This window comes from Vibrio sp. J1-1 (assembly GCF_021728395.1).
Taxonomy (GTDB): Bacteria; Pseudomonadota; Gammaproteobacteria; order Enterobacterales; family Vibrionaceae; genus Vibrio.
Map to the genome: position 1 here is coordinate 54,688 of NZ_JAKKCM010000015.1, position 24,505 is coordinate 79,192.

30 protein-coding genes and 1 pseudogene are annotated in these 24,505 nt (G+C 44.7%); 11 read left to right on the forward strand and 20 right to left on the reverse strand.

The window, feature by feature from the left end:
* Positions 1-50: 50 nt before the first annotated feature.
* Positions 51-578, reverse strand: coding sequence for a ribosome biogenesis factor YjgA (gene yjgA / locus L3V31_RS19120; protein WP_237318406.1), 528 nt, complete (start codon positions 576-578; stop codon positions 51-53).
* Between the two features lie 110 nt (positions 579-688).
* On the opposite strand from yjgA, the gene pmbA reads away from it, so the two are divergent.
* A complete protein-coding gene (gene pmbA, locus L3V31_RS19125; RefSeq protein ID WP_237318409.1) occupies positions 689-2,032 on the forward strand; it encodes a metalloprotease PmbA in 1,344 nt (447 codons plus the stop codon).
* Between the two features lie 65 nt (positions 2,033-2,097).
* Here the strand turns inward: pmbA and mgtE are convergent, their stop codons facing one another.
* From mgtE to L3V31_RS19180, 11 genes are all read right to left on the reverse strand, one after another.
* Positions 2,098-3,453 carry a magnesium transporter gene (gene mgtE / locus L3V31_RS19130; RefSeq protein WP_237318411.1) on the reverse strand — a complete coding sequence of 452 codons (1,356 nt, stop codon included), beginning with the start codon at positions 3,451-3,453 and terminating at the stop codon, positions 2,098-2,100.
* 241 nt (positions 3,454-3,694) lie between these two features.
* Positions 3,695-3,970, reverse strand: a complete 276-nt coding sequence (locus tag L3V31_RS19135) for an HPr family phosphocarrier protein (protein ID WP_237318413.1) — start codon at positions 3,968-3,970, stop codon at positions 3,695-3,697.
* A 2-nt stretch (positions 3,971-3,972) separates the two neighbouring features.
* On the reverse strand, positions 3,973-4,836 hold the full coding sequence (gene rapZ, locus L3V31_RS19140; protein ID WP_237318415.1) for an RNase adapter RapZ: 864 nt from the start codon (positions 4,834-4,836) through the stop codon (positions 3,973-3,975).
* Positions 4,837-4,851: 15 nt separating this feature from the next.
* Entirely contained in the window at positions 4,852-5,298 is a 447-nt protein-coding gene (gene ptsN / locus L3V31_RS19145; protein WP_014233081.1) for a PTS IIA-like nitrogen regulatory protein PtsN, read from the reverse strand.
* A 2-nt stretch (positions 5,299-5,300) separates the two neighbouring features.
* Positions 5,301-5,588 (reverse strand): ribosome hibernation promoting factor, encoded by a 288-nt coding sequence (gene hpf, locus L3V31_RS19150; RefSeq protein WP_237318417.1) that lies wholly within the window; start codon positions 5,586-5,588, stop codon positions 5,301-5,303.
* Positions 5,589-5,611: 23 nt separating this feature from the next.
* On the reverse strand, positions 5,612-7,084 hold the full coding sequence (locus tag L3V31_RS19155; RefSeq protein WP_237318419.1) for an RNA polymerase factor sigma-54: 1,473 nt from the start codon (positions 7,082-7,084) through the stop codon (positions 5,612-5,614).
* 50 nt (positions 7,085-7,134) lie between these two features.
* The gene (gene lptB / locus L3V31_RS19160) at positions 7,135-7,860 is read right to left on the reverse strand and encodes an LPS export ABC transporter ATP-binding protein (protein WP_014233078.1); all 726 of its coding nucleotides are present in this window, start codon (positions 7,858-7,860) and stop codon (positions 7,135-7,137) included.
* A 1-nt stretch (position 7,861) separates the two neighbouring features.
* Complete coding sequence (gene lptA, locus L3V31_RS19165; protein ID WP_237318421.1) at positions 7,862-8,356, reverse strand: lipopolysaccharide transport periplasmic protein LptA; 495 nt, start codon at positions 8,354-8,356, stop codon at positions 7,862-7,864.
* On the reverse strand, positions 8,337-8,900 hold the full coding sequence (gene lptC / locus L3V31_RS19170; RefSeq protein WP_237318424.1) for an LPS export ABC transporter periplasmic protein LptC: 564 nt from the start codon (positions 8,898-8,900) through the stop codon (positions 8,337-8,339). The genes lptA and lptC overlap by 20 nt, the downstream gene beginning before the upstream one ends.
* A 77-nt stretch (positions 8,901-8,977) precedes the next feature.
* Positions 8,978-9,949: an arabinose-5-phosphate isomerase KdsD gene (kdsD, locus tag L3V31_RS19175; protein WP_237318426.1), complete on the reverse strand. Its 972-nt coding sequence runs from the start codon at positions 9,947-9,949 to the stop codon at positions 8,978-8,980.
* A gap of 39 nt (positions 9,950-9,988) precedes the next feature.
* Positions 9,989-10,954, reverse strand: a complete 966-nt coding sequence (locus L3V31_RS19180; RefSeq protein WP_237318428.1) for a calcium/sodium antiporter — start codon at positions 10,952-10,954, stop codon at positions 9,989-9,991.
* 457 nt (positions 10,955-11,411) lie between these two features.
* Here L3V31_RS19180 and mlaF point away from each other — a divergent pair, with 457 nt between their 5' ends.
* From mlaF to L3V31_RS19220, 8 genes are all read left to right on the forward strand, one after another.
* A complete protein-coding gene (gene mlaF, locus L3V31_RS19185; protein WP_237318430.1) occupies positions 11,412-12,215 on the forward strand; it encodes a phospholipid ABC transporter ATP-binding protein MlaF in 804 nt (267 codons plus the stop codon).
* A complete protein-coding gene (gene mlaE / locus L3V31_RS19190) occupies positions 12,205-12,996 on the forward strand; it encodes a lipid asymmetry maintenance ABC transporter permease subunit MlaE (RefSeq protein WP_237318432.1) in 792 nt (263 codons plus the stop codon). The genes mlaF and mlaE overlap by 11 nt, the downstream gene beginning before the upstream one ends.
* A gap of 2 nt (positions 12,997-12,998) precedes the next feature.
* The gene (gene mlaD / locus L3V31_RS19195; protein ID WP_237318434.1) at positions 12,999-13,487 is read left to right on the forward strand and encodes an outer membrane lipid asymmetry maintenance protein MlaD; all 489 of its coding nucleotides are present in this window, start codon (positions 12,999-13,001) and stop codon (positions 13,485-13,487) included.
* 2 nt (positions 13,488-13,489) lie between these two features.
* Positions 13,490-14,128: a phospholipid-binding protein MlaC gene (mlaC, locus tag L3V31_RS19200; RefSeq protein WP_237318436.1), complete on the forward strand. Its 639-nt coding sequence runs from the start codon at positions 13,490-13,492 to the stop codon at positions 14,126-14,128.
* Complete coding sequence (locus tag L3V31_RS19205; protein WP_237318438.1) at positions 14,128-14,448, forward strand: lipid asymmetry maintenance protein MlaB; 321 nt, start codon at positions 14,128-14,130, stop codon at positions 14,446-14,448. The genes mlaC and L3V31_RS19205 overlap by 1 nt, the downstream gene beginning before the upstream one ends.
* A 3-nt stretch (positions 14,449-14,451) precedes the next feature.
* Positions 14,452-14,706 (forward strand): BolA family iron metabolism protein IbaG, encoded by a 255-nt coding sequence (ibaG, locus tag L3V31_RS19210; RefSeq protein WP_005381092.1) that lies wholly within the window; start codon positions 14,452-14,454, stop codon positions 14,704-14,706.
* A gap of 9 nt (positions 14,707-14,715) precedes the next feature.
* On the forward strand, positions 14,716-15,981 hold the full coding sequence (gene murA, locus L3V31_RS19215; protein ID WP_237318440.1) for a UDP-N-acetylglucosamine 1-carboxyvinyltransferase: 1,266 nt from the start codon (positions 14,716-14,718) through the stop codon (positions 15,979-15,981).
* Positions 15,982-16,125: 144 nt separating this feature from the next.
* A complete protein-coding gene (locus L3V31_RS19220; protein ID WP_237318442.1) occupies positions 16,126-16,851 on the forward strand; it encodes a 1-acylglycerol-3-phosphate O-acyltransferase in 726 nt (241 codons plus the stop codon).
* 75 nt (positions 16,852-16,926) lie between these two features.
* Here L3V31_RS19220 and L3V31_RS19225 read toward each other — a convergent pair whose 3' ends face one another.
* The 6 genes from L3V31_RS19225 to arcA form a co-directional block, all read right to left on the reverse strand.
* Positions 16,927-17,316, reverse strand: coding sequence for a RidA family protein (locus L3V31_RS19225; RefSeq protein ID WP_237318444.1), 390 nt, complete (start codon positions 17,314-17,316; stop codon positions 16,927-16,929).
* A gap of 130 nt (positions 17,317-17,446) precedes the next feature.
* The gene (gene pyrI, locus L3V31_RS19230; RefSeq protein ID WP_237318446.1) at positions 17,447-17,908 is read right to left on the reverse strand and encodes an aspartate carbamoyltransferase regulatory subunit; all 462 of its coding nucleotides are present in this window, start codon (positions 17,906-17,908) and stop codon (positions 17,447-17,449) included.
* A gap of 15 nt (positions 17,909-17,923) precedes the next feature.
* Positions 17,924-18,853, reverse strand: a complete 930-nt coding sequence (gene pyrB / locus L3V31_RS19235) for an aspartate carbamoyltransferase (RefSeq protein WP_237318448.1) — start codon at positions 18,851-18,853, stop codon at positions 17,924-17,926.
* Positions 18,854-18,940: 87 nt separating this feature from the next.
* Entirely contained in the window at positions 18,941-19,036 is a 96-nt protein-coding gene (locus tag L3V31_RS19240) for an aspartate carbamoyltransferase (RefSeq protein WP_237318449.1), read from the reverse strand.
* 90 nt (positions 19,037-19,126) lie between these two features.
* On the reverse strand, positions 19,127-20,131 hold the full coding sequence (gene argF, locus L3V31_RS19245; RefSeq protein WP_237318451.1) for an ornithine carbamoyltransferase: 1,005 nt from the start codon (positions 20,129-20,131) through the stop codon (positions 19,127-19,129).
* 150 nt (positions 20,132-20,281) lie between these two features.
* Entirely contained in the window at positions 20,282-21,505 is a 1,224-nt protein-coding gene (gene arcA / locus L3V31_RS19250) for an arginine deiminase (RefSeq protein WP_237318453.1), read from the reverse strand.
* A gap of 558 nt (positions 21,506-22,063) precedes the next feature.
* Between arcA and rraB the strand changes: the two genes are divergently transcribed.
* Positions 22,064-22,480, forward strand: coding sequence for a ribonuclease E inhibitor RraB (rraB, locus tag L3V31_RS19255; RefSeq protein WP_237318455.1), 417 nt, complete (start codon positions 22,064-22,066; stop codon positions 22,478-22,480).
* Positions 22,481-22,626: 146 nt separating this feature from the next.
* Positions 22,627-23,427 carry a hypothetical protein gene (locus L3V31_RS19260; protein WP_237318457.1) on the forward strand — a complete coding sequence of 267 codons (801 nt, stop codon included), beginning with the start codon at positions 22,627-22,629 and terminating at the stop codon, positions 23,425-23,427.
* 20 nt (positions 23,428-23,447) lie between these two features.
* Here the strand turns inward: L3V31_RS19260 and L3V31_RS19265 are convergent.
* Both L3V31_RS19265 and L3V31_RS19270 read right to left on the reverse strand, forming a co-directional pair.
* Positions 23,448-23,924 (reverse strand): annotated as a pseudogene (locus tag L3V31_RS19265) (GNAT family N-acetyltransferase); the annotation flags it as partial.
* Positions 23,925-23,987: 63 nt separating this feature from the next.
* Positions 23,988-24,392, reverse strand: coding sequence for a DUF2061 domain-containing protein (locus L3V31_RS19270; RefSeq protein ID WP_237318461.1), 405 nt, complete (start codon positions 24,390-24,392; stop codon positions 23,988-23,990).
* Positions 24,393-24,505 lie beyond the last annotated feature (113 nt).

Genomic DNA, 24,505 nt, shown 5'->3' on the forward strand with positions numbered 1-24,505 from the left:
AAAAAAAGCAGACGATGTCGTCTGCTTTTATCGGTTTATTTTTCTGAGAATCAGAACTCTTCTTCGTTGAGTCCTTTCAGTATTTGGAAAATTTCTCGGTACGCTTTCGCTGGCTTACCAGATTTTTTCTCTTTTGCTGCTTGACGAGCAAGTTGACGTAGACGTTGACGATCGGCTTCTGGGTACAGTTCCATTACGTCATCAATGGCTTTATCGCCTTCTTCAACCACACGATCACGCAATGCTTCCAGCTTGTGAAAGACTGCCGTCAATTGAGAGTGCTTGTTACGAACTTTATCCAGTGCTGCTTGGATTGGTTCTGGATCTTCATGACGCATCAACTTACCGATACGTTGCAATTGGCGACGACGCGCTTCGTTTTTAAAGCGTTGTGCATCAGCAATTGCTTCTCGCAGGTCTTCGCTCAATGGAAACTTTTCTAGAACGGCAGGCTTTAGGCCTACAAGCTCTTCGCCTAGCTTTTGCAGTTCTTCCATGTCTCGCTTCATCTCGGATTTACTTACCCAGATGATCTCTTCTTCTGGTTCCCATGGCGCTTTTTGATTCTTACGTGCCATTTCAGTTGCCTGTGTTTTGATTAATATTATGACTATTTTAACAAGAATCGTGGGGAGAAAGCGAAATTCTTGTTATTCTATTGAACATCAAATACAAGATGTGAAAGACAATGGATATTAAACAGCAGGTTGCTGAGCAACGTACCGAGCTAGAACAGGCCGTCGCAAGAGCACTAAAGCTTGCATCGGCTAAGTCTGATGCCGCAGAAGTCGCAATTACTAAAAGCACTGGTTTAAGTGTTTCTACCCGTATGGGGGACGTAGAAAATGTCGAATTCAATAGCGATGGTGCACTCGGCATTACCGTTTACCGAGGTCAACGTAAGGGCAGTGCGTCTACGTCCGATCTGAGTGAGGCTGCGATTGAACAAACCGTTATCGCGGCGCTGGATATTGCTCATTACACATCCGAAGACCCGTTCGCAGGGCCAGCAGCAAAAGAGTACATGGTTGACTCTATACCAGATTTGGACTTGTTCCATCCAGATTCTCCTGATCCGGATTACGCTGCAAAAGTGGCGATAGCGGCAGAAAAAGAAGCGCTAAGCTACGACAGCGCCATTAAACAAAGTGATGGTGCGAGCTACGATAGCCACTATGGCGTGAAAGTCTACGGTAATAGTCACGGCCTACTTGCAAGCTACGCTTCGAGCCGTCATAGCACCAGTTGTTGTGTGATTGGTGTCGGTAAGAACGGAGAAATGGAGCGTGATTACAGCTACACGGTTGCACGTCATCGTGATGACCTCTGGACACCAGAAACGGTAGGGCGTAAAGCCGCTGAAAACACCGTAAACCGTTTGGATGCACAGCGACTAAAAACGGGACAATACCCAATTATGTTTGCCGCAGATGTTGCGACAGGTCTGATTGGTCATTTGGTTATGGCGATAAGTGGTGGCAACCTTTACCGTCAATCGTCCTTCCTTCTTGATCATCTTGGTAAGCAAATTCTGCCAGAGTGGTTCAATATTTCAGAGTGCCCGCACGTATTACGCGGTTTGGCATCTAGCCCGTTTGACAGTGAAGGGGTCTACACTCAAGATCGTGAAATCATCACCGATGGTGTACTGGCTACTTATTTATTGACCAGTTATGCGGCGCGTAAAATGAAAATGGATCCTACTGGTCATGCTGGTGGTATTCATAACTGGTACGTGAAATCGACTGGACAAAACTTTGAGCAGATGCTGAAAGAGCTTGGTACTGGCCTGCTGGTAACTGAAGTGATGGGGCAAGGTGTGAATGTCGTAACGGGGGATTACTCTCGTGGCGCGGCTGGTTTCTGGGTCGAAAACGGTGAAATTCAGTATCCAGTGTCTGAAATTACCATTGCGGGTAATTTAAAAGAAATGTTCAACAAAATCGTTGCCGTAGGCAGTGATGTGGAAACACGCTCTCAGATTCAGACGGGTTCTATCTTGCTGGATACAATGAAGGTTGCTGGCGAGTAATCTAACCAAATACAAAAAAGCCTGATGTATGCATCAGGCTTTTTTATTATTCGTGAGCGACAACTTTAGATCATGATGGTTGCGAGCCCGAGGAATACCGATAGACCAATAACATCCGTGACGGTTGTCAGCGCCATACCACCAGCCAAAGCCGGATCGATGTTCATCTTTTTCAGCAGAATTGGAATGCTCACCCCTGCAATACCGGCAACGAGTAAATTGGTTAGCATTGCTGCAGAGATAATGCCACCTAGCATCCAGTTGCCCTTCCAGGCTACGACAATACCACCGATGATCAGCGCCCACATGATGCCGTTAAGCAAACCAATCGCCGCTTCTTTTATCAGCAGTTCGCGTTTATTCGAGTCACCGATGTGACCAAGGGCAAGGCCTCGAATGACAAGTGCTACTGTCTGGTTGCCAGCAACACCACCCATAGATGGTACGATGGTCATCAAGACCGCAATCGCCGCCATTTGGTCCAGAGTGGCTTCAAACATGTTAGAAACTGAAGCTGCAGCTAGCGCTGCTAGGACATTGGCACCTAACCAAATACTACGTTTACGCGCAGATTTTACGACAGGTGCGAAGGTATCTTCATCATCGTCCATACCCGCCATACTCATCATCGAGTGTTCAGCGTCTTCACGAATAACGTCAACCACGTCATCGATAGTGATACGACCAACCAGGTGTTGATTTTCATCCACGACCGGAGCAGACACCCAATTACGACGTTCAAACAGGCTCGCGACATCAGAATCACTGGTGTCCACCATGATCGCTTCGTCCGCATCTTCCATAACATCGATAATTTTGACGTCAGGTTGGGTCGTGATCAGCGTTGTGATTGGTAGTTCACCTATCAGTTTGCTTTCTTCATCAATGACATACAAAGCATCTGTCGCTTCTGGCAGTTCGCCTTTCATGCGTAGATAGCGTAAGACTACATCGACGTCTACGTCACCACGAATGGTGATAACGTCGGTGTTCATTAGTCCACCAGCGGTATCTTCGGGGTAGGACAGGGCTGTTTCAACGCGAAGACGATCTGCTGAGTCCATTTGGGATAGGACTTCGCGTGATAGATCATCTGGCAAACTACGGAGTACGTAAGCAACGTCATCGGTATCCATGCCTTCTGTCGCTTCTGCAAGCGCTTCAGGCGCCATTTTGGATACAAGGTTGTCTTTGACGTCTTCGTTGAGTTCATCAAGAATCTCACCGTAGTCTTCAGGGTCGGTCAGCTGCCAAAGCACGTCACGGCTTTTACGTGGAGCCGCTTCTAATAGGTGAGCGATATCCTCAGGTTCCATGTCCTGTAGTTGACGGCGAACATGGACGAAGCGTCCGTTTTCCAACGCTTCTGTGACTTCTTGGAGGGCTTGGTGAGCTTGGTCGAATTCTATTTGCTCTGCCATTCGTTCCTCCCAATTCCTGATGTTTACAATGCGTTGAATAATAACTTAATTCTAGGCGCCTTTTAATAACAACTTGTGAAACTAAACAAAATTATTTGCTAAAAGAAAGCAACTCAGCAAAATAACGGAGGGATATATGACCAAAACTAAAGAAAAACGCAAAGTTGTTTGCTTAGTTCAGGGTTATGGAGTTGGAAGGAGTTAGCTTAAAGTTATTGATTATATTGCATAAAAAAGTGAATCACTCACCTTCATCAAATTTATCTTCAATGAGCAGACACACCGCATCAAGCGCTTGTTCTGCTTGGTCTCCAGCAGCATGAATTGTGACGTATTGACCTTGAGCCGACTCAAGCATAAGAAGTCCCATCACACTATCAGCTGTGGCGGTAATGTCTTCTTCGTTATCAATGGTGATGACGGCTTCAAAACTTTGTGCCAGCTCCACTAATTTTACTGCAGCACGCGCATGTAGGCCGAGACGATTTTGGATCAATACTTTGCGACTTAATTCCACCGTTACTCCTTAGCACTTTTTTCTAGTGAGGTATGACGAATCTGTACTTTGTGTCCCTTCTTAGCGAAGTACTCACCTATTTTTTGTGTCAGGTACACCGAGCGGTGTTTACCGCCAGTACAACCTATGGCTACAGTGAGGTAGCTACGGTTGTTTTTCTCGAGCATCGGGAGCCAGTTCTCGATAAAGTTTTCAATTTGCAGCTTCAGTTCGATAACGGATTGGTGCTGTTCTAAAAACACGGCAACAGGAGCATCTAGTCCCGTAAATGGGCGCAATCCTGGCTCCCAGTGTGGATTAGGTAAAAATCGCACATCAAAGACATAGTCGGCATCGGAAGGTAGGCCGTATTTGAAACCAAATGATTCAAATACCATCACCAGTCCTTTACTTTCGCGCGCGACAACTCGCATTCGAACCGTTTCACTCAAATCATGAAGCGACTGTCCACTACTGTTAAGAACCAAATCTGAATGGGTTTTGAGTGGCCTCAAAATCTCCTTTTCTCGTTCGATGGCTTGATCAAGCGAGAGAGATTCACTGCCAAGTGACAGGGGATGGATACGACGGGTTTCGCTGTAGCGCTTAAGTAATGTTTCCTTATCGGCATCTAAGAATAGCATGGTCACGTCTAACTCTTGTTTGAGCCTTTCCAGTGTTCTGGTGAATTCTTTGATCTTTTTAGGAATGTTGCGAATATCGATACTCACCGCAACGTTCTGTTTGCTATCAGCAACGGACTGAACAAATGCGTCAAGCAAACTGACTGGCAAGTTATCAACACAGTAATAACCTGAATCTTCCAGTACACGCAGTGCAATACTCTTTCCTGCACCTGAATGCCCGCTAACAACGATTAGTCGCATGGTTAGTTGTCCTGCTTATTGGTGAATCATGATGTCGTAGAGTTCTTGATCACTTTGAGCATTACGCAATAATTTGAGTACTTGCTTGTCGCTCAGACGCTCTGCCATAGAGGATAGGGTCTTGAGGTGCTCTTTGCACTGTTCTTCTGGTACAAGGAGTGCAAAAAGTAAATCGACAGGACGATTATCAATCGCATCAAATTCAATCGCTTCATCACATTGTAGAAGCACAGCAACGGCTTTATCGCTTGATTGCATTCTTGCGTGCGGGATAGCAATACCGTTTCCGATACCAGTACTGCCCATTTTCTCTCTGTTGAGCATGCACTCGAACAGCTCGGTAGAATCTTGGCCGGTATGATCGGCTACAATACGGCTGATCATCTCAAGGGCTCGTTTTTTACTTGTACAGTGGACTGCACTTTTCGTGCAGTCCAATGACAGTATTTCGCTCAGTTGCATGATTAATGACTGTGTAGTTTTTCTTTGTGCTTGTTAAGTTGGCGAACCAGTTTATCTACCAGCGAATCGATCGCGGCATACATATTCTCGTCATCAGATGACGCATGGATTTCACCTTGATTTACGTGGAGCGTAGCTTCCGCGATTTGAGTTAATTTTTCAACTTTTAGTACAACGTGGACCTGATTTATATGGTCGAAGAATCTTTCGAGCTTCTGAAACTTAGTTTGAACATAGTCTTGCATTGAATCGGTAAGATCAACGTGATGGCCTTGAATATTGATTTGCATAGACTTTCCTTTTCAGTTAGTGCCTAAAGTAGGCGTTTACGCTGACTTGAAGGGGCGATACCCAAGGATTCTCGATATTTTGCTATCGTACGTCTCGCGACCTGAATCCCTTGGTCAGCCAGAAGAGTAGCAATCTTACTGTCACTAAGCGGTTTTGCAGTATTCTCTGCCGCGACCAGTTTCTTAATGAGTGCACGAATTGCCGTTGACGAACATTCTCCACCATTATCTGTACTAACATGGCTGGAGAAGAAGTACTTCAATTCAAAAATACCACGTGGTGTATGCATGAATTTTTGTGTTGTAACACGAGAAATTGTGGATTCATGCATTTCGACCGCCAAGGCTACATCATTTAATACCATCGGCTTCATGGCTTCTTCACCATACTCGAAGAAATCTTGCTGATGTTCAACAATACATCTTGCAACTTTGAGTAGCGTCTCGTTTCTACTCTCTAAGCTCTTAATTAGCCACTTTGCCTCTTGCAAATTGCTACGAATGTACTGGCTATCTGCACTATTGCCTTTTCCGAGTTGGGCGTACTGTTGATTTACTTTTAGTTTTGGAATGCTATCTGGGTTAATGGAGACCATCCATTTCCCATTATCTTTAAATACGGATACGTCAGGAATAACGTATTCGGTGTCATCAGGGGTGATCCGGCTTCCCGGGCGAGGATCCAGTTGCTGAATGAGCTTCAGAACTTCACGCAGATCCGCTTCTTTTAGTTTGGTCTCTTTGATAACCAGTTTGTAATCACGATTACCGAGATGATCGATGTGATCGGTCAGAATCATTCTGGCTTCTTCAAGCCATGGCGTATCTTCAGGGAAGGTCACTAGCTGAAGTAACAGGCACTCTTGTAGATTTCGCGATGCAACACCTAGAGGATCGAACTGTTGAACACGCTTACGTACCGCTTCTACTTCATCAAGCTCAATATCTTCGTTATCGAAGCTTTCATGAATCTCTTCTGGAGAGAGGGTTAAGTAACCGTATTCGTCAACGGCATCAATAATGGCCATCGCGATGGTGCGGTCGGTTTCGCTAAAAGGCGTTAAATCCAACTGCCACATCAGGTAGTCGTACAGTGACTCGGTGGTTTCACCTTGATATACCGGCATATCATCATCCAGAGCAAGCCCTGTACTGCCAGTATTCGCACTGTAAACATCATCCCAAGTGGTGTCGATTTCAAGCTCTGAGCTGATTTCAGACTTTTCAATTACATCGGAACTGTCTGGAACGTCAATTTCTGTAGGTTCGTTAGCGCTGTTGCTATTTTCAGATGCATCCAGATCTGATTTATCTTCACCGTTAGCTAGAGGCTCATCTTGGCCATCTTCAACTTCCAGTAATGGGTTTGAATCCAAAGCTTCCTGAATTTCTTGTTGAAGGTCGAGGGTCGACAACTGCAATAAACGTATCGCTTGTTGCAGCTGAGGTGTCATGGCTAACTGCTGACCTAGCTTTAATTGTAATGAAGGTTTCATTCAGTGTTACTTACCTTGTAATGCTCAGAATCTTACCGTTCCTAATATAATCATAGACGGAATTGTTCGCCGAGATAAACTTGTTTCACCTGTTCATTGTTGAGAACTTCATCCGGAGTTCCCGATGCAATTAGGTGTCCTTGGCTTACGATATAGGCTTTTTCACATACGTCTAGTGTTTCGCGTACGTTATGGTCGGTGATAAGTACACCAAGACCTCTATCGCGCAGGTGTTCAATAATTTTTTTGATATCGCCAACCGAAATAGGGTCAACACCAGCAAAAGGTTCGTCCAATAAAATAAACTGCGGATTTGCTGCTAAAGCGCGTGCAATTTCAACCCTACGACGTTCACCACCCGATAGTGCCATGCCCGCACTGGCTCGGATGTGTTGTATGTGGAATTCTTCCAACAAATCTTCTAACTTATCCTGGCGTTCTTCTCTGGTCATTTCCTGACGGGTTTCCAGAACAGCCATAATGTTGTCTTCAACAGACAGCTTGCGAAAAATGGATGCTTCCTGTGGAAGATAGCCAATACCAAGACGAGAACGACTGTGCATTGGCAAGATGCTGATGTCTTGGTTATCGATGGTGATGACGCCCTCATCACGAGGTACTAATCCGACAATCATATAGAAGGATGTCGTTTTTCCTGCACCGTTAGGACCTAGTAGGCCGACAATCTGACCAGATTCCACTTCTAAGCTGACATCGGTAACAACCTTGCGCTTTTTGTAGCTTTTCGCCAGGTTCTTCGCACTCAGTACCGCCATATTATTTCTCTAGCTGATTAGGTTGCAAAATAGTCGTGACGCGCTCGTTTTCAGAGCTGTCTGCCACCAGTTTTTGTTGACCGATTTGGTAACGGATAGTGGAGCCCTTTATGGTGTTACCGTCTTGGGCTAGCTGAGCGTGACCTTTCATGGTTAATTCGTCAGTCGATATGCGGTAATCCAGCTCTGTCGCTTGACCACTCAATGTTTTACCGTCGTCCATCAGCTGTGAGAACGTCGCTGGTTGGCCAAATGCCTGAATTTGATTAATCGTTTCTGTTTTAGGATCGCGAGTCACTACGATCTTATCAGCATCGATATTGATGCTACCTTGCTTAAGAGATACATCACCACTGAAAATTACCTGGTTACTCTTCATGTCCACCTGTTGGGTGTCAGAGTTTATGTAAACCGGCTGCTGAGTATCCGACTTAAGTGCCAGCGCATGAGGCGCTGCCAAAATCAGGGCTAGTAGGCTAAGGTGTAACGGTTTCATATCGACCTTGAACGTTATCTGTCAGAGTCGCAGTATGCTGTTTCAGGTTCCCTTGCATTGCGCCTCCTATAGTTTCAAATTGTGGTCCAACCAACATCACTTGTTGGTCAGCTTTAAAATCACGATTAGTTAGGTTAATCACCAGCTTATCTGTTGCCATGGTATCAAAACTTGCCCCTTCTAATAGGTTTTGCATTAATACTTTGTCATATAAGGTCAGCGTTTGGTTTTCATCTAACACAGCTCTTGTAGCTGTTACCTTCCACTCAACGACACTACCTTCACGGTAAACCATTAATGTCGGGTTGTTAAAAATTGTTTCTCCACTCTTAGCATAATAATCTAAGTCAGAGGAGCGAATGATGTAACTGCGAACACCATTTTCACCATAGGTGATATTTTCCAGTCCAGTGCCACTGAACATGGGCAGTTCAGTATCTGGTGCGACTTGAATCGTATCTGTGCTTTTTGGTGTCACTATATAGTAAGCACACCATGCAATAACGAAAATCAAGAGCAAATAAATAAGGCGAGTAAAACTCATAAATTAGAGGCCTATCTTCTAGCTCAGTACGTCCCTGACTATTGCCTTAACCTGTGTGATAAGTGGTTGCGATGAGTTTACATCACACCCGCTTTTAGTAAATCATGCATGTTCAGTGCACCAACAACTTTACCGTTATTACATAAAATCAGCGCGTTGATATTTTTGTTTTGCATGAGATTTAATCCTTCAACCGCCAGCATGTCTGGATGTGCTGTTGTTGGGCTTTGTGTCATCACCTCGCCAATGGCGGTCGTATGAATATCAATACGTTTATCTAAAGTTCTACGTAAGTCACCGTCAGTGAATATACCAAGCATAGCATCGTGCTCATCTACAATGGCGGTCATACCCAGTCCTTTTTCAGAAATCTCCAGAAGTGCGTCGCGAATCAGCGAGTCAGGAGAGACTTTCGGCAGAGCATTACCAAAATGCATGATATCAGACAATTTAAGAAGCAGTTTTCTTCCTAATGCGCCACCAGGGTGTGAAAGCGCAAAGTCTTCCGCAGAAAACCCACGAGCCTGAAGCAGCGCGACCGCTAAGGCATCCCCCATGACTAACGTTGCCGTTGTACTACTGGTTGGTGCTAAACCAAGCGGGCAGGCTTCTTGTGGAACCGTGATCTGTAAGTGCAAATCTGAAAGTTGCGCCATGTTCGATTCTGGCTTACCTGTCATGCTGATGATCTTGATGTTCAATCGTTTCAATACAGGAAACAGAGACAAGATCTCATGAGACTCGCCAGAGTTTGAAATGGCAATCACAATGTCTCCAGCGCTGATCATACCCAAGTCACCGTGCGAAGCTTCTCCTGGATGAACAAAAAACGCCGATGTCCCGGTGCTGGCTAACGTTGCAGCAATCTTATTTCCAATATGGCCTGATTTACCCATGCCCATGATGACAACTTTTCCGCTATTGGAAAGTATCATTTCGCAAGCTTGTTCGAATTGGTCATCAAAGTATTTATCCAGCTCTTGCAGAGCGGCAACTTCAATATCAAGAACTTGCTTTGCAGCAGCGCGAAAATCAAATTGACGGGACATATCAGAGCTCCAATTTATGTCTACGAAAAGATAGTGTTATTAAGCGGCCATGTTCGCGAACAAATAAACTTGGTAGCCAATGAAGCAAGTAAAAAGAACGGCACCTTCCACACGGTTAATGCTGCGTGATCTCCCCAAACACATTGCAACCAGCAATAAAGAGACGCCCAGCATGACCCAGAAGTCACGACCCATTGCGTACTCACTTAACATTGATGGATTGATGATGCCAGGAATGCCCATTACCGCGAGAATATTGAATACGTTCGAACCAATAATGTTGCCCACTGCCATGTCGTCCTCGCCTTTTAGTACTCCAGCAAGAGAAGCGGCAAGTTCTGGCAGACTAGTACCAATAGCGATGATGGTTAAGCCGATCACGAGATCGCTCATACCAAAATGTTTAGCAATGATAACCGCGTTATCAACCAAAATGTTCGCTGACACAGGTAGTAATACTAAACCAAGCACTACCCATATCGCGGCTTTTGAGTTGCTGACTCCTTCAGGGATTTCAGATTCCTGATCATCGAGGAAAGCGTCACCTGATTTTTTCTCTTTTCGGCTGATCTGCAACATCACAAATAAAAATGCACCGAATAGCACGAATAGAAGGGCACCTTCGTAAAAGCCGAGGTGATTATTCCAAAGTATCAGACCTGCGAGCAAAGTGACTGCTATCATCAAAGGCAGTTCGCGACGAATAACCCCAGAGCTGATCGACAGGGGCTTAATTAACGCGGTGATCCCCAGAATTAATGCAATATTGGCAATGTTAGAACCCAGGACGTTACCGACAGCGGTGTCGGTCTTTCCATCCAGTGCAGCGGTGGCGGACACCATCATTTCAGGGGCTGAGGAGCCCATAGCCAGGATTGTCATACCAATCACAAGAGGTGAAATGCCAACGTTGCGGGCTATGGCTGCAGAACCAAAAACAAGTTTATCTGCACTCCAGACAAGTAAAACAAGACCGACAATAAGCAACGCTACGGCTTCGAGCATGATAATTCCTAACTATTAAATGAGAGTGATGAGTAACCGCTAATTTTGACCTTTTGCAGCGGAAAATGGAAGATAAACAACGAATAAATTAAAGGTTAGTGACGAAATTGTGTTTAATTTTCTTTCATCTAACCGCTACTGTTAAAGCAGTGATTCTGCATTAAGGTTTAAATATAGAGCCATAACTCTGTCATTGTTGATCAAGAATTGATTGAATTTGAGTGACTTTATTTAATCGAACAGTGCTTTTAATTCGCTGCTAATGTGCTTATGATTGCAGCCTAATAAATGAACCGAAGCCGCTTTTTGCTTTTTAACCAACACTCTTGTGTACGAAGGTTGTCAATCATACGCCTTAACGTTGTGAGAGCACTATGGTTACAAATTAAAAACATTCGGACGTGAGTTGGCTTGATGATACAGCGAGTTCCAACGCTCCGATAGTAGAAGGGATGATATGTCGAACAACGATTTAGTCACCGTTAACAATCTCACTTTTTCACGCGGAAATCGCACGATCTTTGATGGTATCGATCTGCACGTTCCTGAAGGTAAAGTGACCGCAATTATGGGGCCGTCGGGAATCGGTAAGACCACGCTGTTACGCTTGATCGGTGGTCAGTTGTATCCCGAACAAGGCGAGATCTGGTTCGATGGTGATAACATTCCAACCCTGTCACGCAAAAAACTTTATCATGCTCGTAAGAAGATGAGCATGTTGTTCCAGTCTGGCGCTTTATTCACAGATTTGAATGTATTTGATAACGTTGCTTTTCCTCTCCGTGAACATACCAATCTTTCGGAAGAGTTGATTCGTACAATGGTACTGCTCAAGCTGGAGGCGGTTGGCCTGCGCGGTGCGGCCCAGTTAATGCCAAGTGAACTCTCTGGCGGTATGGCACGTCGTGCAGCATTGGCCAGAGCGATTGCGCTCGACCCAGACTTGATCATGTATGACGAGCCATTTGTTGGACAAGACCCTATCACCATGGGCGTCTTGGTTGAGCTCATCAGCAATTTAAATCAGGCATTGGGCTTAACCTCTATTGTCGTTTCTCACGATGTGCCGGAAGTGATGAGTATTGCCGATTGGGTTTATCTTATGGCGGATGGAAAAATCATCGCTTTTGGTACACCTGAAGACCTAAAACAGAACTCTGATCCTCGTGTGCAGCAGTTTTTACAAGGCGATGCGGATGGCCCGGTGCCATTTCGCTTCCCTTCTCAAAGTATCGAAAAGGATTTATTTGATGGTCGATAACTTTATTCATTTTGTCGCGTCATTAGGTAAACGCACATTAGCTATTTGTGAAGCTTTTGGCCGTGCAACGTTAATGTTGTTGGGGGCACTGTTAACCAAGCCTCAACCGAGTAAAGGGTTCCCTTTACTCATCAAACAGCTTTACTCCGTAGGTGTTCAGTCTCTTGCCATTATTGTCGTATCCGGCTTATTTATCGGTATGGTATTGAGTCTGCAAGGCTATGTTGTTTTGGTGGATTACGGCGCAGAAGGTAGCCTTGGCCAGATGGTTGCACTTTCTTTGCTTCGTGAACTCGGGCCTGTGGTAACAGCTCTGCTGTTTGCTGGTCGTGCTGGGTCTGCCTTAACCGCAGAAATCGGTTTGATGAAAGCAACTGAGCAGTTGTCGAGCTTAGAGATGATGGCGGTCGATCCACTGAAGCGAGTCATTGCACCGCGCTTTTGGGCCGGCGCTATCTCCATGCCTCTGCTTGCAATGATCTTCATGGCGGTTGGCATTTGGGGAGCTCAGCTTGTTGGTGTGGACTGGAAAGGTGTTGACCATGGCAGCTTTTGGTCGGCTATGCAGTCTTCAGTCGAGTTAGGGCAGGACATTGGCAACAGTATGATCAAATGCTTTGCGTTTGCGATTACCGTTACTTGGATCGCTCTGTTTAATGGCTACGATGCGACTCCTACTTCGGAAGGAATCAGCCGAGCAACTACACGCACTGTTGTGCATTCTTCTTTAGCAGTACTGGGGTTAGACTTTGTACTGACAGCATTGATGTTTGGGAATTAATCATGCAACAAACACGTAAAACAGAATTATGGGTTGGCAGCTTTGTATTAGCGGGAATTTGCGCGATTCTTGTGATGATTTTTCAAGTTGCTGACGTAAAAAGTATGGGCTCTGGTGATACTTACACCCTCAAAGCCGAGTTTGATAATATTGGTAGTTTGAAAGTCCGCTCCCCAGTTAAGGTCGGTGGTGTCGTTATCGGTCGAGTAAGTAATATTACACTCAACCCAGATAACCTAGTGCCAGAAGTCAGCTTATCGATTAGTAGCCAATACAATCAGTTCCCTGAAACATCGAGTGTACAGATTCTGACATCAGGTCTGATTGGCGAACAATACATTGGCTTAGTACCTGGTTTCGTCTTTGATGACGAAGTGATGCTGGTCGATGGGGATACCATCGAAGACACTAAATCAGCTTTGGTACTTGAAGACTTAATTGGTCAGGTGCTTTACAGCGTGGGCGGCTCAGACGATTCAAGTAAGGAATAACTATGTTAGCGAGATTACTAATTTCGGTTGTTGCGGTTTTTGCCGCTTTTAATTTGAATGCGGCACAAGTTGATAAAACGCAGCCTTATCAAATGATGAAGCAGGTGTCAGAAGTCACGTTCGATCGCTTAAAAGCGGAGCAGCCAAAAATCAAACAAGATCCCAACCATCTTAAAGTGGTTGTGGAAGAAGAGTTGATGCCTTACGTCAACTACCGCTACGCCGCGTTAAAATTGTTAGGCTCAAACCTGAAAGGGGCAAAACGTGAAGATGTGCTTGAGTTTATTGATGCTTTTCATGGTTATTTGATAGCGTCTTATGCTCAGGTTCTGACTCAGTACAGCGATCAGAAAATTGAGTTTGGCCCAGAGCCAAAACTTGATCAATCTGATCGAATTACCAACGTTAAAGTCGATATCATTGACGCGCCACGCCCTAACATCAAGTTAGAGTTTAAACTGCGCAAAGATAATAAAACAGGTGAATGGGAAGCGTTCGATATGATTGCTGAAGGCATAAGCCTACTATCAAGCAAACAGTCGGAGTGGAACTCGAAAATTCGCCAAGATGGTATTTTGTCGGTATCGAAAGATCTTGAGAAGTTGGCAGCGGAACCGATTCGTTTTGAGGCGAAAAAGTAATGGCGCAGTCTCACGCTCAGTGGAATTTAACCAGTCATAATCTGAAGCTTTCAGGCGCGCTGGACAGAGATTCAGTGCCGTCACTATGGGCGCACGCTCTGCAGTGGCAGCCTTCTCAAGCTGAATTTGAGTGTTCTCTAGAAGACGTAGTGCGAGTCGACTCTGCAGGAATGGTGATGTTAATTCACTTATTAGAGCATGCAAAAAAGCAAAACTGTCATATAATGCTCAGTTTCGTGCCCGCGCAACTGCGCACTCTGTTTCAACTGAGTAACGTTGAATCGTTAGTGGACAAACACATACAGAATTATCAGGGGTAAATTGTGGACAGCGCAAAAGTACAACAGTTATTAGAAGAAGCACTAAACCTTCAAGAAGTGCATGTAAAAGGTGAAGGTAGCCACTATGAAGTGGTTGCTGTTGATGCTTGCTTTGATGGAATGAGCCGCGTCAAGAAGCAACAATTAATTTATGCTCCTCTGATGGAATACATCCAGCGTAATGACATTCATGCATTATCAATTAAAGCGTTCACACCAGAAGAGTGGGCTCGTGATAAGAAACTAATGTCGCTTTAAGGTTTATTGATGGAAAAGTTTCGAGTTATTGGGTCAGACAAACCGTTAGTCGGTGAAGTGACCATTTCAGGTGCAAAAAACGCAGCACTGCCGATTTTATTTGCGTCTATTTTGGCTGAAGAGCCAGTAGAAGTGGCGAACGTACCACACCTTCGTGATATTGATACAACCATGGAATTGCTGAGTCGTCTAGGCGCTAAAGTAGAGCGAAACGGTTCGGTTCACGTCGATCCAAGCAGCATCAATGAATACTGTGCACCATACGATTTGGTGAAAACCATGCGTGCATCAATCTGGGCTTTAGGTCCTCTAGTTGCGCGTTTTGGCCAAGGACAGGTTTCTTTACCTGGTGGTTGTGCTATCGGCGCTCGTCCAGTTGATCTGCATATTACAGGTCTCGAACAGCTTGGTGCGACCATCACACTTGAAGATGGTTACGTGAAAGCAGAAGTAGATGGTCGCTTGAAAGGCGCGCATATCGTCATGGATAAAGTGAGCGTAGGCGCAACCATTACTATTATGTGTGCAGCGACTCTTGCTGAAGGTCAAACAACACTAGACAACGCCGCGCGTGAACCTGAGATTGTGGACACTGCTGAGTTCCTTAACAAGCTGGGTGCGAAAATCACGGGCGCGGGCACGGACACGATCACGATTGAAGGTGTTGAGCGTCTTGGCGGTTGTAAGCACAGTGTTGTTGCCGACCGTATCGAAACGGGAACATTCCTTGTTGCAGCAGCAGTATCTGGCGGCAAAGTGGTATGTCGTAATACCAACGGTCACTTGCTTGAAGCTGTTCTAGCGAAGCTAGAAGAAGCGGGCGCATTGGTTGAGACTGGCGAAGACTGGATTTCTGTTGATATGACAGGCCGTGAGCTAAAAGCCGTCACTGTCCGTACTGCTCCGCACCCAGGTTTCCCAACAGACATGCAAGCGCAATTCACGCTATTGAACATGATGGCGAAAGGCGGCGGCGTAATCACGGAAACCATTTTTGAAAACCGCTTTATGCACGTTCCTGAACTGATGCGTATGGGCGCTAAAGCTGAGATCGAAGGCAACACGGTTATCTGTGGTGACGTTGAATCTTTAAGCGCTGCACAAGTAATGGCGACAGACTTACGTGCTTCTGCAAGTCTGGTTATTGCTGGTTGCATTGCGAAAGGCGAAACTATCGTCGATCGCATCTATCACATCGATCGTGGTTACGACAAAATTGAAAATAAACTGGCTGCACTTGGCGCAAATATTGAGCGCGTGAGCGTGACAAGTTAAACTGCACGACAGATGATTTGGATATGAAGAGCCGAAACTCAGGTTTCGGCTTTTTTATATCACTCTCTTTGCTTTAGTAAATCTGCATGAAATGAGAGAAATTAATAGCTGTATCTGGCAGAAGCCGGTTTCTGGAGAACAAGAATGATTGCACTGTTACGTGTATTTGCTATCGCAATTTTCGCTATTGTGATGTTTATTGGTGGTTGTGGTTACTGCCTGCTAAGTCCGAGAAATCCTAAGCATGTATTCACCTTTGGTCGTCTGTTTGCCAAGATGTCACGTGTTTTGGGGGTTAAACTTGAACTTCGAATTCCCGAAGACGCATACTCCCGTGGTCAGCATATTTACATTGCTAACCACCAAAACAACTGGGACATATTTACTGTGTCTGCAGCGGTAACACCAAAAGTCGTTACGGTTGGTAAAAAAAGTCTCGCGTGGATGCCACTATTCGGCCAACTTTACTGGCTAACGGGTAACATTCTGATTGACCGTGCTAACCGCTCAAAAGCGAAAGGTACGATTGATCAAGTCGTTAACAGTATCAAAGAAAGTGATGTGTCGGTTTGGATGTTCCCAGAAGGTACGCGTTCTCGTGGTCGTGGTTTACTGCCATTTAAAACGGGTGCCTTTCATGCCGCGATTGGTGCAGGAGTACCAATTATACCTATAGTTTGTAGTTCAACCGATAAGCTCAAACTGAACCGCTGGAACAACGGTCACGTTATTGTGGAAATGATGCCACCCGTAAGCACAGAAGGTTATACCAAAGAAGGTATTCGTGAGTTAGCGAATACTTGTCGTGAGCAGATGAAAGAGAAGCTTAAAGAGTTGGATGAAGAAGTGAAACAGCGTAACGCCGCTTAATCTTCCAAATACAAGCATATAAAAATGGGTAGCTCAGGCTACCCATTTTTAATTCAAATGAACTAACGCGTTTTCTTATTTACGAACTGCGATAGCTTCGATTTCGATACCAACATCTTTAGGTAGGCGAGCAACTTCAACACAAGAGCGTGCAGGGTAGTTTGCTACTTGGTGCTCGTCGAAGAATTTGCCGTACACGTCGTTAACGGTGGCGAAGTCGTTCAGGTCTTTAACGAAAACCGTCATTTTCACGATATCCGTCACTTTAAGGCCAGACGCTTCTACAACTGCTTTTACGTTGTCTAGAGACTGACGCGCTTGTTCTGCGATATCAGCAGATACTTCACCTGTTGCAGGGTTTACTGGGATTTGGCCAGAAGTAAGAACCATGTTGCCAAGATCTACGCCTTGTACGTAAGGGCCGATTGCTGCTGGTGCTGATTCCGTGTGAAGTACTTTTGTCATTTTATTTGTTCCATCTGTTTTAGCGAATAAAGATTTTCAGTTTGCCTCTAAATCTATGACAGGTAAAGAGCAAAATGCCCTGTAAATACAGGGCATTTGAACTTATTAGAGGTCTGAAATGTTTACTGGATTATCGCTCGGTAACGATCTCTCTTGAGAATACTTTCTCACAGTATTTACACTTCAGGCGAATCTCTTCTTTCTTCTCAAATACCTTGAAGCTACTCTCTACTGGCTCGTTGTGAGAAATACAGTTTGAGTTCGGACATTCAAAGACGTCGTTGATTCTTTCCGGAAGCTCTAGCGCGAGCTTTTTCACTACTTCGTAATTTTCGATTTGGTTCACGGTAGCGTGCGGTGCATATAGTGCCAACTTACTCGCCTGCTCTTCGTTAATGAAGACATTTTCAATTTTCAGCAGATCTTTATGACCTAGTGCTGACGACGGTAAATTAAGGCCGATAGTCACTCGCTGAGACGAGTTGTGCATATCGAACAACTTCAGCACTTTGATGCCGATTTGTGCCGGGATGTGATCGATGACAGTACCGTTTTTGATTGCTTCTACCTGCAATTGAGTTTCTTTAGCCATGTGTATTCTCCTCGATTACAGTGTTTCGTTAAGAACGAGCGCCAACAAAGCCTGACGGGCGTAGACGCCGTTTTGAGCCTGCTGGAAATAGTAAGCGTGTGGTGTTTGATCAACATCCGTCGTGATTTCATCCACACGTGGTAGAGGGTGTAGGACTTTTAGATTTTCACGCGCACCTTCTAGCATTGCCGCTGTCAGAATGTAAGCGGATTTGATGTGTGCGTATTCTGACTCATCAAAACGCTCTTTCTGCACGCGGGTCATGTAGAGAATATCAAGCTCAGGAATCACGGTTTCCATATCAGTGTGCAGGCTGTACTCAATACCCGCTTCATCCAGCTCTTCACAGATGTAGTCAGGCATCGCCAATGCTTCTGGAGCAACAAAGAAGAAGCGGATGTTATTGAACTTCGCCAGAGCTTGAGTCAGTGAGTGAACGGTGCGACCGTATTTTAAGTCACCAACGAATGCCACATTAAGGTTATCTAAGCGGCCTTGCGTTTCTGCGATGGTGTAAAGGTCTAGCAGCGTTTGAGTTGGATGCTGGTTTGCACCGTCACCGGCGTTAATCACCGGTACGCCGTTTGAAAACTCAGAAGCCAGACGTGCAGCACCTTCCTGAGGGTGACGCATCACGAAAGCGTCTACATACGAAGAGATGACTTGTACAGAATCAGAAAGCGTTTCGCCTTTCTTAGCCAGAGAAGTGTTTCCATCGTTATCAAAACCAATCACGTCGCCGCCCACGCGTTGAATTGCCGTCTCAAACGACAGGCGAGTTCGTGTTGATGGCTCAAAAAAACAGCTCGCAACGACTTTATTTTTAATCAGTTCTGGTTGAGGCTCTTTTTTCAGACTGCCTGCGGTTGCGACAATAAGTTCCAGCTCTTCACGTGAAAGCTCTGGAATAGAGATGATGTGCTTCTGGTAAAGCGAGTTCGCCATGATCTTCTTCCCTATAACAGTGATGACTATCTCCAAAATAAACCTTGAGGAATTTTGGACATAAAAAAACCTCCCAAATAGGGAGGTTTAAAAATCGATAGAATTAACGAAAATAACACCACGTAAGCGTAGTCGCTTAGTTTGAGCAAATCGCGTTGTTACGGCAGCAATCGGCGTGGTCATTTCTTAATCCTCAGACAAATTGCCGTGCATTATACGCTGAACTTTCACTAGTGCAAGCGATTACATTAGGGTTTTTGTTACTAAAAACCGTTAACTTCCCAACGTTGCCACCATCACTGCTTTGATCGTGTGCATGCGGTTTTCTGCTTCATCGAAGACGATAGAATATTCAGACTCAAATACGTCTTCAGTCACTTCCAAACCTTTCATGCCGTATTTCTCAGCCACTTCTTTGCCGACGGTGGTTTCATCATTGTGGAAAGCGGGTAGACAGTGCATAAACTTCACATGTGGATTATTGGTTTTCTTAATCACATCCATATTGATTTGGTAAGGCTTCATCAGGGCAACACGTTCGTCCCAAGCTTCCGCAGATTCACCCATTGATACCCAAACATCGGTATACAAGAAGTCACAACCCTTAACACCTTCTTCAACGCTTTCCGTCAAAGTGATCTTGGCACCAGTTTGTTGCGCGATTTCCTGACAAGTCTGAACTAAACCTTCTTCAGGCCAGAACGCTTTTGGTGCGATCAGGCGAATATCCATGCCCATTTTAGCAGCGCCCACCATCAGTGAGTTACCCATATTATTACGAGCGTCACCCAAGTAGGCAAAGGTCATTTCATGCAGCTGTTTGCCTCTTCCATGCTCCTGCATTGTGAGAAAATCAGCAAGGATTTGAGTTGGGTGGAACTCATCAGTCAGACCATTCCAAACGGGAACCCCTGCGTAAGCGCCTAGATCTTCCACGATTGCCTGACCAAAACCACGGTATTCGATACCATCATACATACGCCCTAATACTCGCGCGGTATCTTTCATCGACTCTTTGTGGCCGATTTGTGAGCCTGAAGGGCCAATATATGAGACCTGAGCGCCCTGATCAAAAGCTGCAACTTCGAACGCACATCGGGTTCGAGTAGAAGATTTCTCAAAGATGAGTGCAATGTTTTTACCTTGGAGTGTCTTCTGCTCTGTTCCTGCATATTTTGCTTTTTTTAGCTCTGCAGACAGTTCGAGCAAGAACTGGATTTCTTTGGTTGAGAAATCTAATAGCTTCAAAAAGTTGCGATTTCGTAAATTGAAAGCCATAGCTCGTCCCTTTGTACGTGTGATTGATTTTGAATCACTGCATTAAAACATATAAATGCTTTTATTGTGAATGATTATTTTAATTAAAAACTAAAAAAGGTTGATGCATTCACATCAACCTTAGTTTTTATTCACTGGTTCGGAAAGAGATTAGATATCGTCTCGCTCAATCGGACAGCTCATACAGCGAGCACCACCGCGGCCACGACCTAACTCGTTACCCGGTACAGTCAGTACTTGAATGCCAGCTTTATCGTACTTCTCATTGGTGTAGACGTTACGTTCGTAACCAATTACCACACCTGGTTTCACGGTTAGTACGTTGTTTGCATCATTCCACTGTTCACGCTCTGCTTCATAGCTGTCACCACCTGTTGTGATGATTTTCAGCTGATCCAAGCCAAGTGCAGATTCAATCGCATGCAGGTAGTTGTGCGATGCTTCAACATTCATTTCACCGTCAGTGCCTTTCGGAGTCAGGCGCCATGTATCCAGATCTTTGCGCATGATCTCTGGGTAAACGGAGAAGGTATCTACGTCCATGTGCGTCATTACGGTATCCAGGTGCATACATGAACGGTGCTTAGGAAGATCGATAGCAATAACTTCTGTCGCCTGACCCGCTTTAAATAGGTTTGCTGCCAGATTCTCTACCCCTTGCGCTGTGGTACGTTCAGACATACCTACTAGTACTGCGCCTTTACCTATAACTAGAACGTCACCGCCTTCAACGTTGGCGTTATCGTAGTGTAGGTCTTCATCGCCAAAGTATTTAATGAAATCTTGACCAGCAAAGATTGGGTGCCAGCGATAAATTGCACGTAAATGGTTTGTTTCGCGTTGACGCGCAGGCATCATCATTGGGTTTAGAGAAACACCGCCGTATACCCAACACGATGTATCGCGGGTAAATAGGTGGTTTGGCAGTGGTTCAATAACGAAGTCTAGAGGGCGTCTCATCTTCGGTAGCATAGAAGATGATTTGATAGGCAGTTCAGAGTAGGCCAATCCACCTAGTAATACTGAAGCAAGGTGTTCATTGTCCATTTCTGCAAAGTAGACACGTAGATCTCGGGCAAAGGTCGGGCCGTAGCGGAAATCAGAGATCTGAGTATCCAATAGCCACTTTTTCGCTTCTGGAACCGCGAGGGTTTCAACTAGTAAATCGTGAAGTAGAAGGACTTCTACATCTTGGTCGCGTAAAGTACGAGCGAAAGCATCGTGCTCTTCGCCTGCCGCTTCTACCGCAAGAACATCATCAAACAATAACTCATGACAGTTAGATGGCGTTAAGTGGGTTAGGGCGCGCTCAGGGCGATTTAATAGAACTCGTCTTAATTGACCAACTTCTGATCCAACGTACAGCTTACTCATTTTGTATCCTTACAGATTTACCAGCCGCTATTTATGACAACCTTATGGACAAGATGCAAGTTGGTTAACTTTGATAATATTTTGTTAAATGTTTTAATTTTAAATTAAAGTTCCACTGGTATCGGTATTGTAAATTAAAACTGGTTTTTTCTATTGTTTTTATACTTTTGGGTAAAGTGCGTTTTTATTCTTTTGGTCCGACTAGAGTATATTACATGCTTAGTGCATAAAAGGTGCATATGTATTCTAAATTATGCACTTTTGGGTTCTCTTTATTCGCTGAGTTGAGAATTTAAGGCGTTTCTGTATTCAATATAGGACCATAAACACGCATTGAAAGCAGGTTTGCACCCTAATTATGCCAATTAGGATCTTCTGAATATTACAAAACTGCATTTCTTGTTAACTTTTTGTGAGCTTGTGAGTGGGGTTTAATATTTATCAAGGAATAATTGACAACAATTACTGTGGTTTGGTGTTTGTTAGTGGCTTTTCGTCGCAATCCGTGCCATATTTCACCGGATCGTTTCCACCAAGTAACTAATCTGGAGCCAAAACATGTCTCACGAAGATGAATATCTGTCAGTAGAAGAATTAATCGAGATTCAAAAGGAAGATACTCGCGATATCATTGCAGCATTGCTAGAAGATGGCAGCGATCCAGATTCGCTATACGAAATTGAGCACCACCTATTTGCAGAAGATTTCACTACGCTAGAAAAAGCGGTAGTTGAAGCATTTAAGATGGGCTTTGAAGTACTTGAAGCTGAAGAGACAGAAGACGAAGACGGCAAAAAACTACTTTGCTGTGATGCGACGATGGAATCTGCACTTGATGCAGAAGCAATTGATGCTCAAGTTGAGAAGCTAGTTCACCTTGCTGAAAAGTACGACATTATTTATGACGGTTGGGGTACCTATTACGAGGGCGAGGACGCTCTATACTCTGACGAAGATGATGAAGACGAAGAATAGTCTCTCCTTGATTGAAAAAACCAGCGTATTTCGCTGGTTTTTTTATGTCTAACAATTGATAACTGTAAGGTATGAAACTAATTCACATTGAGCTTGTGTGGTTTTTTTACCATAATGCGTAAAAATTGATCTAGCTCAAGGTGTTTATGCAACTGTCACTCGCCGGTTTATGGCAAGTCTCTCCACTTACGGACCTATCTATCCCTCAGGATGACATCACTTTTCCTGCTCCATTAAGCCAGGTACTTCCCGACGAGTTGTCTGAAGAAGCAATCTGTCAGCAAGAATGGCACTTAATGCATGATATTGAAGTGGATGAGTCGATGCTTACATTCCCCGCTGTCGATATGGTACTTGGTGGTGTCGACTACCATGCTGAAGTGCGCTTAAACGGAGTCGCACTGTTTGACTGTGATGGTACCCAGGGCGTGTATAAGAAAGACATTCGCCCATTCATGCAGATGGGGCGTAATCGCTTTGAAATATTATTCTTAGAAGAAGAAGAAGATCTACTTTTAGAAGAAGATCAGCCTGAAATGTGTTCTCTTGCTGAGCATGAATACAAGAAAAGCGATAACCGAATCGGTGTATGGCAAGAGCCGTACCTGCAGTTTATTCGCAATGTTCGACTAGAGCGTGTGGCGACAGAACAGATCTGGCACCATGGTGGTGGTTGTGAGTTTAGGGTTGATCTTTATTATCAGACGTTCGCGCCAGGGCTGGTTTCTGCATCGGTTAAATTCAACGGCATGACTTACCATATTCCAATTGATGTGCGTGCTGAGCAAGCCAGTGCGCTGTTTCAGATTGAAGCACCTAAGTATGCGGATCTCAACAACCCTGATCCAAGCGATCTCTATGAGTTATCAGTAGAGTTAGACGGGCAACGCCAAGATTTTTCAGTGGCATTAAGTCAGGAGCTTTGTGTTACCCACCTAGTGCTTTAAAATTTGTCGTGCTTAAATTCTTACAGGGATTTGAGCATCACGACTTCACACGCATCATGCCCTGTTTGTCCAAGCGGGGCATCTAAATGCTCAAAGCCTAACTTCTCATACAAACCTATCGCTTCTTTTAAGCACTCAGTGGTTTCTAAATAGCACTTCTGATAGCCAAATTGCTTTGCTAATTGCAGACTCAGAGCCACAATACGTTTGGCCAGGCCGTGTCCTCTAGTTTGCGGAAGAAAATACATTTTTTGCAGTTCACAAACACTCGGTTCTCCAGCCAGTGGCGCAAATCCGCCGCCACCTACGATTTTCCCATTGTGCTCAATCACCCAATACGCTGCGCCTTGTTGGTTGTAGAAAGAATACATGTTATCAAGCGTTGGGTCTGCCACACCATAGCCTTTGTCTGCGGTTAGACCATATTCAGCGGAAACCTGGCGAATGACGCTGGCTATGTTTGGATTATCTTCTGGTGTGAGAGAGCGGAGAGTGAAGTGTGCGATTTTTTCCATACTTTGCCTACAAAAATGAGCTCTTAAGGGCTCAATATATTGCGGTTAGGCATGTCGATGCAAACCAAAGTGAGGTGCAGGGGTTTGGCTTGCAGATTTACGCAACCACACTTTCTCATGGAAGTAGTAGGCTACAGTATTCAGCGATGGTTCTAGTATCGCCATTACGCCACCGATAAACGCATCACCAGTAAGTAGATAAACTACGGTAAAAGCGACGCTGAAGTGCACGGTTGCGAAGCTGGCGGTTTTTAATTTTGTTATTGACTGACGAGCCTTAAGAGCCGGAATGCTTGTCCATGCTTTTTCATGAAAGTAGAAAGCGACCGTGTTTACTGATGGCTCGATCATGGCAATTAAACTACCAATTATGATGTCGCCAGTAAGTACGTAAGCGACACTAAATGCGATAGTAAAATGTAATGCAGCGAAAGTTAGTGTCTTTTTCATGATAATTACTCATCGTGTTATTTCGATAGAGTTATTATCGATAATAATTCTCATTGTCGCCAATGGGTGGTGAGTATTAATTCAATAGGGGAAAGCTATCAATGAGTGCGTTG

What these genes read in the sequence shown, in the direction of transcription:
- L3V31_RS19155 (WP_237318419.1), bottom strand. Translation starts at nt 7,084, where the DNA reads ATGAAACCTTCATTACAATTAAAGCTAGGTCAGCAGTTAGCCATGACA.
- L3V31_RS19225 (WP_237318444.1), bottom strand. Translation starts at nt 17,316, where the DNA reads ATGACAAAAGTACTTCACACGGAATCAGCACCAGCAGCAATCGGCCCT.
- hpf (WP_237318417.1), bottom strand. Translation starts at nt 5,588, where the DNA reads ATGCAAATCAATATTCAAGGCCATCACGTTGATCTTACCGATTCAATG.
- L3V31_RS19240 (WP_237318449.1), bottom strand. Translation starts at nt 19,036, where the DNA reads ATGACCACGCCGATTGCTGCCGTAACAACGCGATTTGCTCAAACTAAG.
- L3V31_RS19220 (WP_237318442.1), top strand. Translation starts at nt 16,126, where the DNA reads ATGATTGCACTGTTACGTGTATTTGCTATCGCAATTTTCGCTATTGTG.
- lptC (WP_237318424.1), bottom strand. Translation starts at nt 8,900, where the DNA reads ATGAGTTTTACTCGCCTTATTTATTTGCTCTTGATTTTCGTTATTGCA.
- rraB (WP_237318455.1), top strand. Translation starts at nt 22,064, where the DNA reads ATGTCTCACGAAGATGAATATCTGTCAGTAGAAGAATTAATCGAGATT.
- lptA (WP_237318421.1), bottom strand. Translation starts at nt 8,356, where the DNA reads ATGAAACCGTTACACCTTAGCCTACTAGCCCTGATTTTGGCAGCGCCT.
- kdsD (WP_237318426.1), bottom strand. Translation starts at nt 9,949, where the DNA reads ATGTCCCGTCAATTTGATTTTCGCGCTGCTGCAAAGCAAGTTCTTGAT.
- ptsN (WP_014233081.1), bottom strand. Translation starts at nt 5,298, where the DNA reads ATGCAACTGAGCGAAATACTGTCATTGGACTGCACGAAAAGTGCAGTC.
- mgtE (WP_237318411.1), bottom strand. Translation starts at nt 3,453, where the DNA reads ATGGCAGAGCAAATAGAATTCGACCAAGCTCACCAAGCCCTCCAAGAA.
- pyrI (WP_237318446.1), bottom strand. Translation starts at nt 17,908, where the DNA reads ATGGCTAAAGAAACTCAATTGCAGGTAGAAGCAATCAAAAACGGTACT.
- arcA (WP_237318453.1), bottom strand. Translation starts at nt 21,505, where the DNA reads ATGAGTAAGCTGTACGTTGGATCAGAAGTTGGTCAATTAAGACGAGTT.
- mlaC (WP_237318436.1), top strand. Translation starts at nt 13,490, where the DNA reads ATGTTAGCGAGATTACTAATTTCGGTTGTTGCGGTTTTTGCCGCTTTT.
- lptB (WP_014233078.1), bottom strand. Translation starts at nt 7,860, where the DNA reads ATGGCGGTACTGAGTGCGAAGAACCTGGCGAAAAGCTACAAAAAGCGC.
- L3V31_RS19260 (WP_237318457.1), top strand. Translation starts at nt 22,627, where the DNA reads ATGCAACTGTCACTCGCCGGTTTATGGCAAGTCTCTCCACTTACGGAC.
- yjgA (WP_237318406.1), bottom strand. Translation starts at nt 578, where the DNA reads ATGGCACGTAAGAATCAAAAAGCGCCATGGGAACCAGAAGAAGAGATC.
- pmbA (WP_237318409.1), top strand. Translation starts at nt 689, where the DNA reads ATGGATATTAAACAGCAGGTTGCTGAGCAACGTACCGAGCTAGAACAG.
- L3V31_RS19205 (WP_237318438.1), top strand. Translation starts at nt 14,128, where the DNA reads ATGGCGCAGTCTCACGCTCAGTGGAATTTAACCAGTCATAATCTGAAG.
- mlaF (WP_237318430.1), top strand. Translation starts at nt 11,412, where the DNA reads ATGTCGAACAACGATTTAGTCACCGTTAACAATCTCACTTTTTCACGC.
- rapZ (WP_237318415.1), bottom strand. Translation starts at nt 4,836, where the DNA reads ATGCGACTAATCGTTGTTAGCGGGCATTCAGGTGCAGGAAAGAGTATT.
- L3V31_RS19270 (WP_237318461.1), bottom strand. Translation starts at nt 24,392, where the DNA reads ATGAAAAAGACACTAACTTTCGCTGCATTACATTTTACTATCGCATTT.
- L3V31_RS19180 (WP_237318428.1), bottom strand. Translation starts at nt 10,954, where the DNA reads ATGCTCGAAGCCGTAGCGTTGCTTATTGTCGGTCTTGTTTTACTTGTC.
- mlaD (WP_237318434.1), top strand. Translation starts at nt 12,999, where the DNA reads ATGCAACAAACACGTAAAACAGAATTATGGGTTGGCAGCTTTGTATTA.
- mlaE (WP_237318432.1), top strand. Translation starts at nt 12,205, where the DNA reads ATGGTCGATAACTTTATTCATTTTGTCGCGTCATTAGGTAAACGCACA.
- murA (WP_237318440.1), top strand. Translation starts at nt 14,716, where the DNA reads ATGGAAAAGTTTCGAGTTATTGGGTCAGACAAACCGTTAGTCGGTGAA.
- pyrB (WP_237318448.1), bottom strand. Translation starts at nt 18,853, where the DNA reads ATGGCGAACTCGCTTTACCAGAAGCACATCATCTCTATTCCAGAGCTT.
- argF (WP_237318451.1), bottom strand. Translation starts at nt 20,131, where the DNA reads ATGGCTTTCAATTTACGAAATCGCAACTTTTTGAAGCTATTAGATTTC.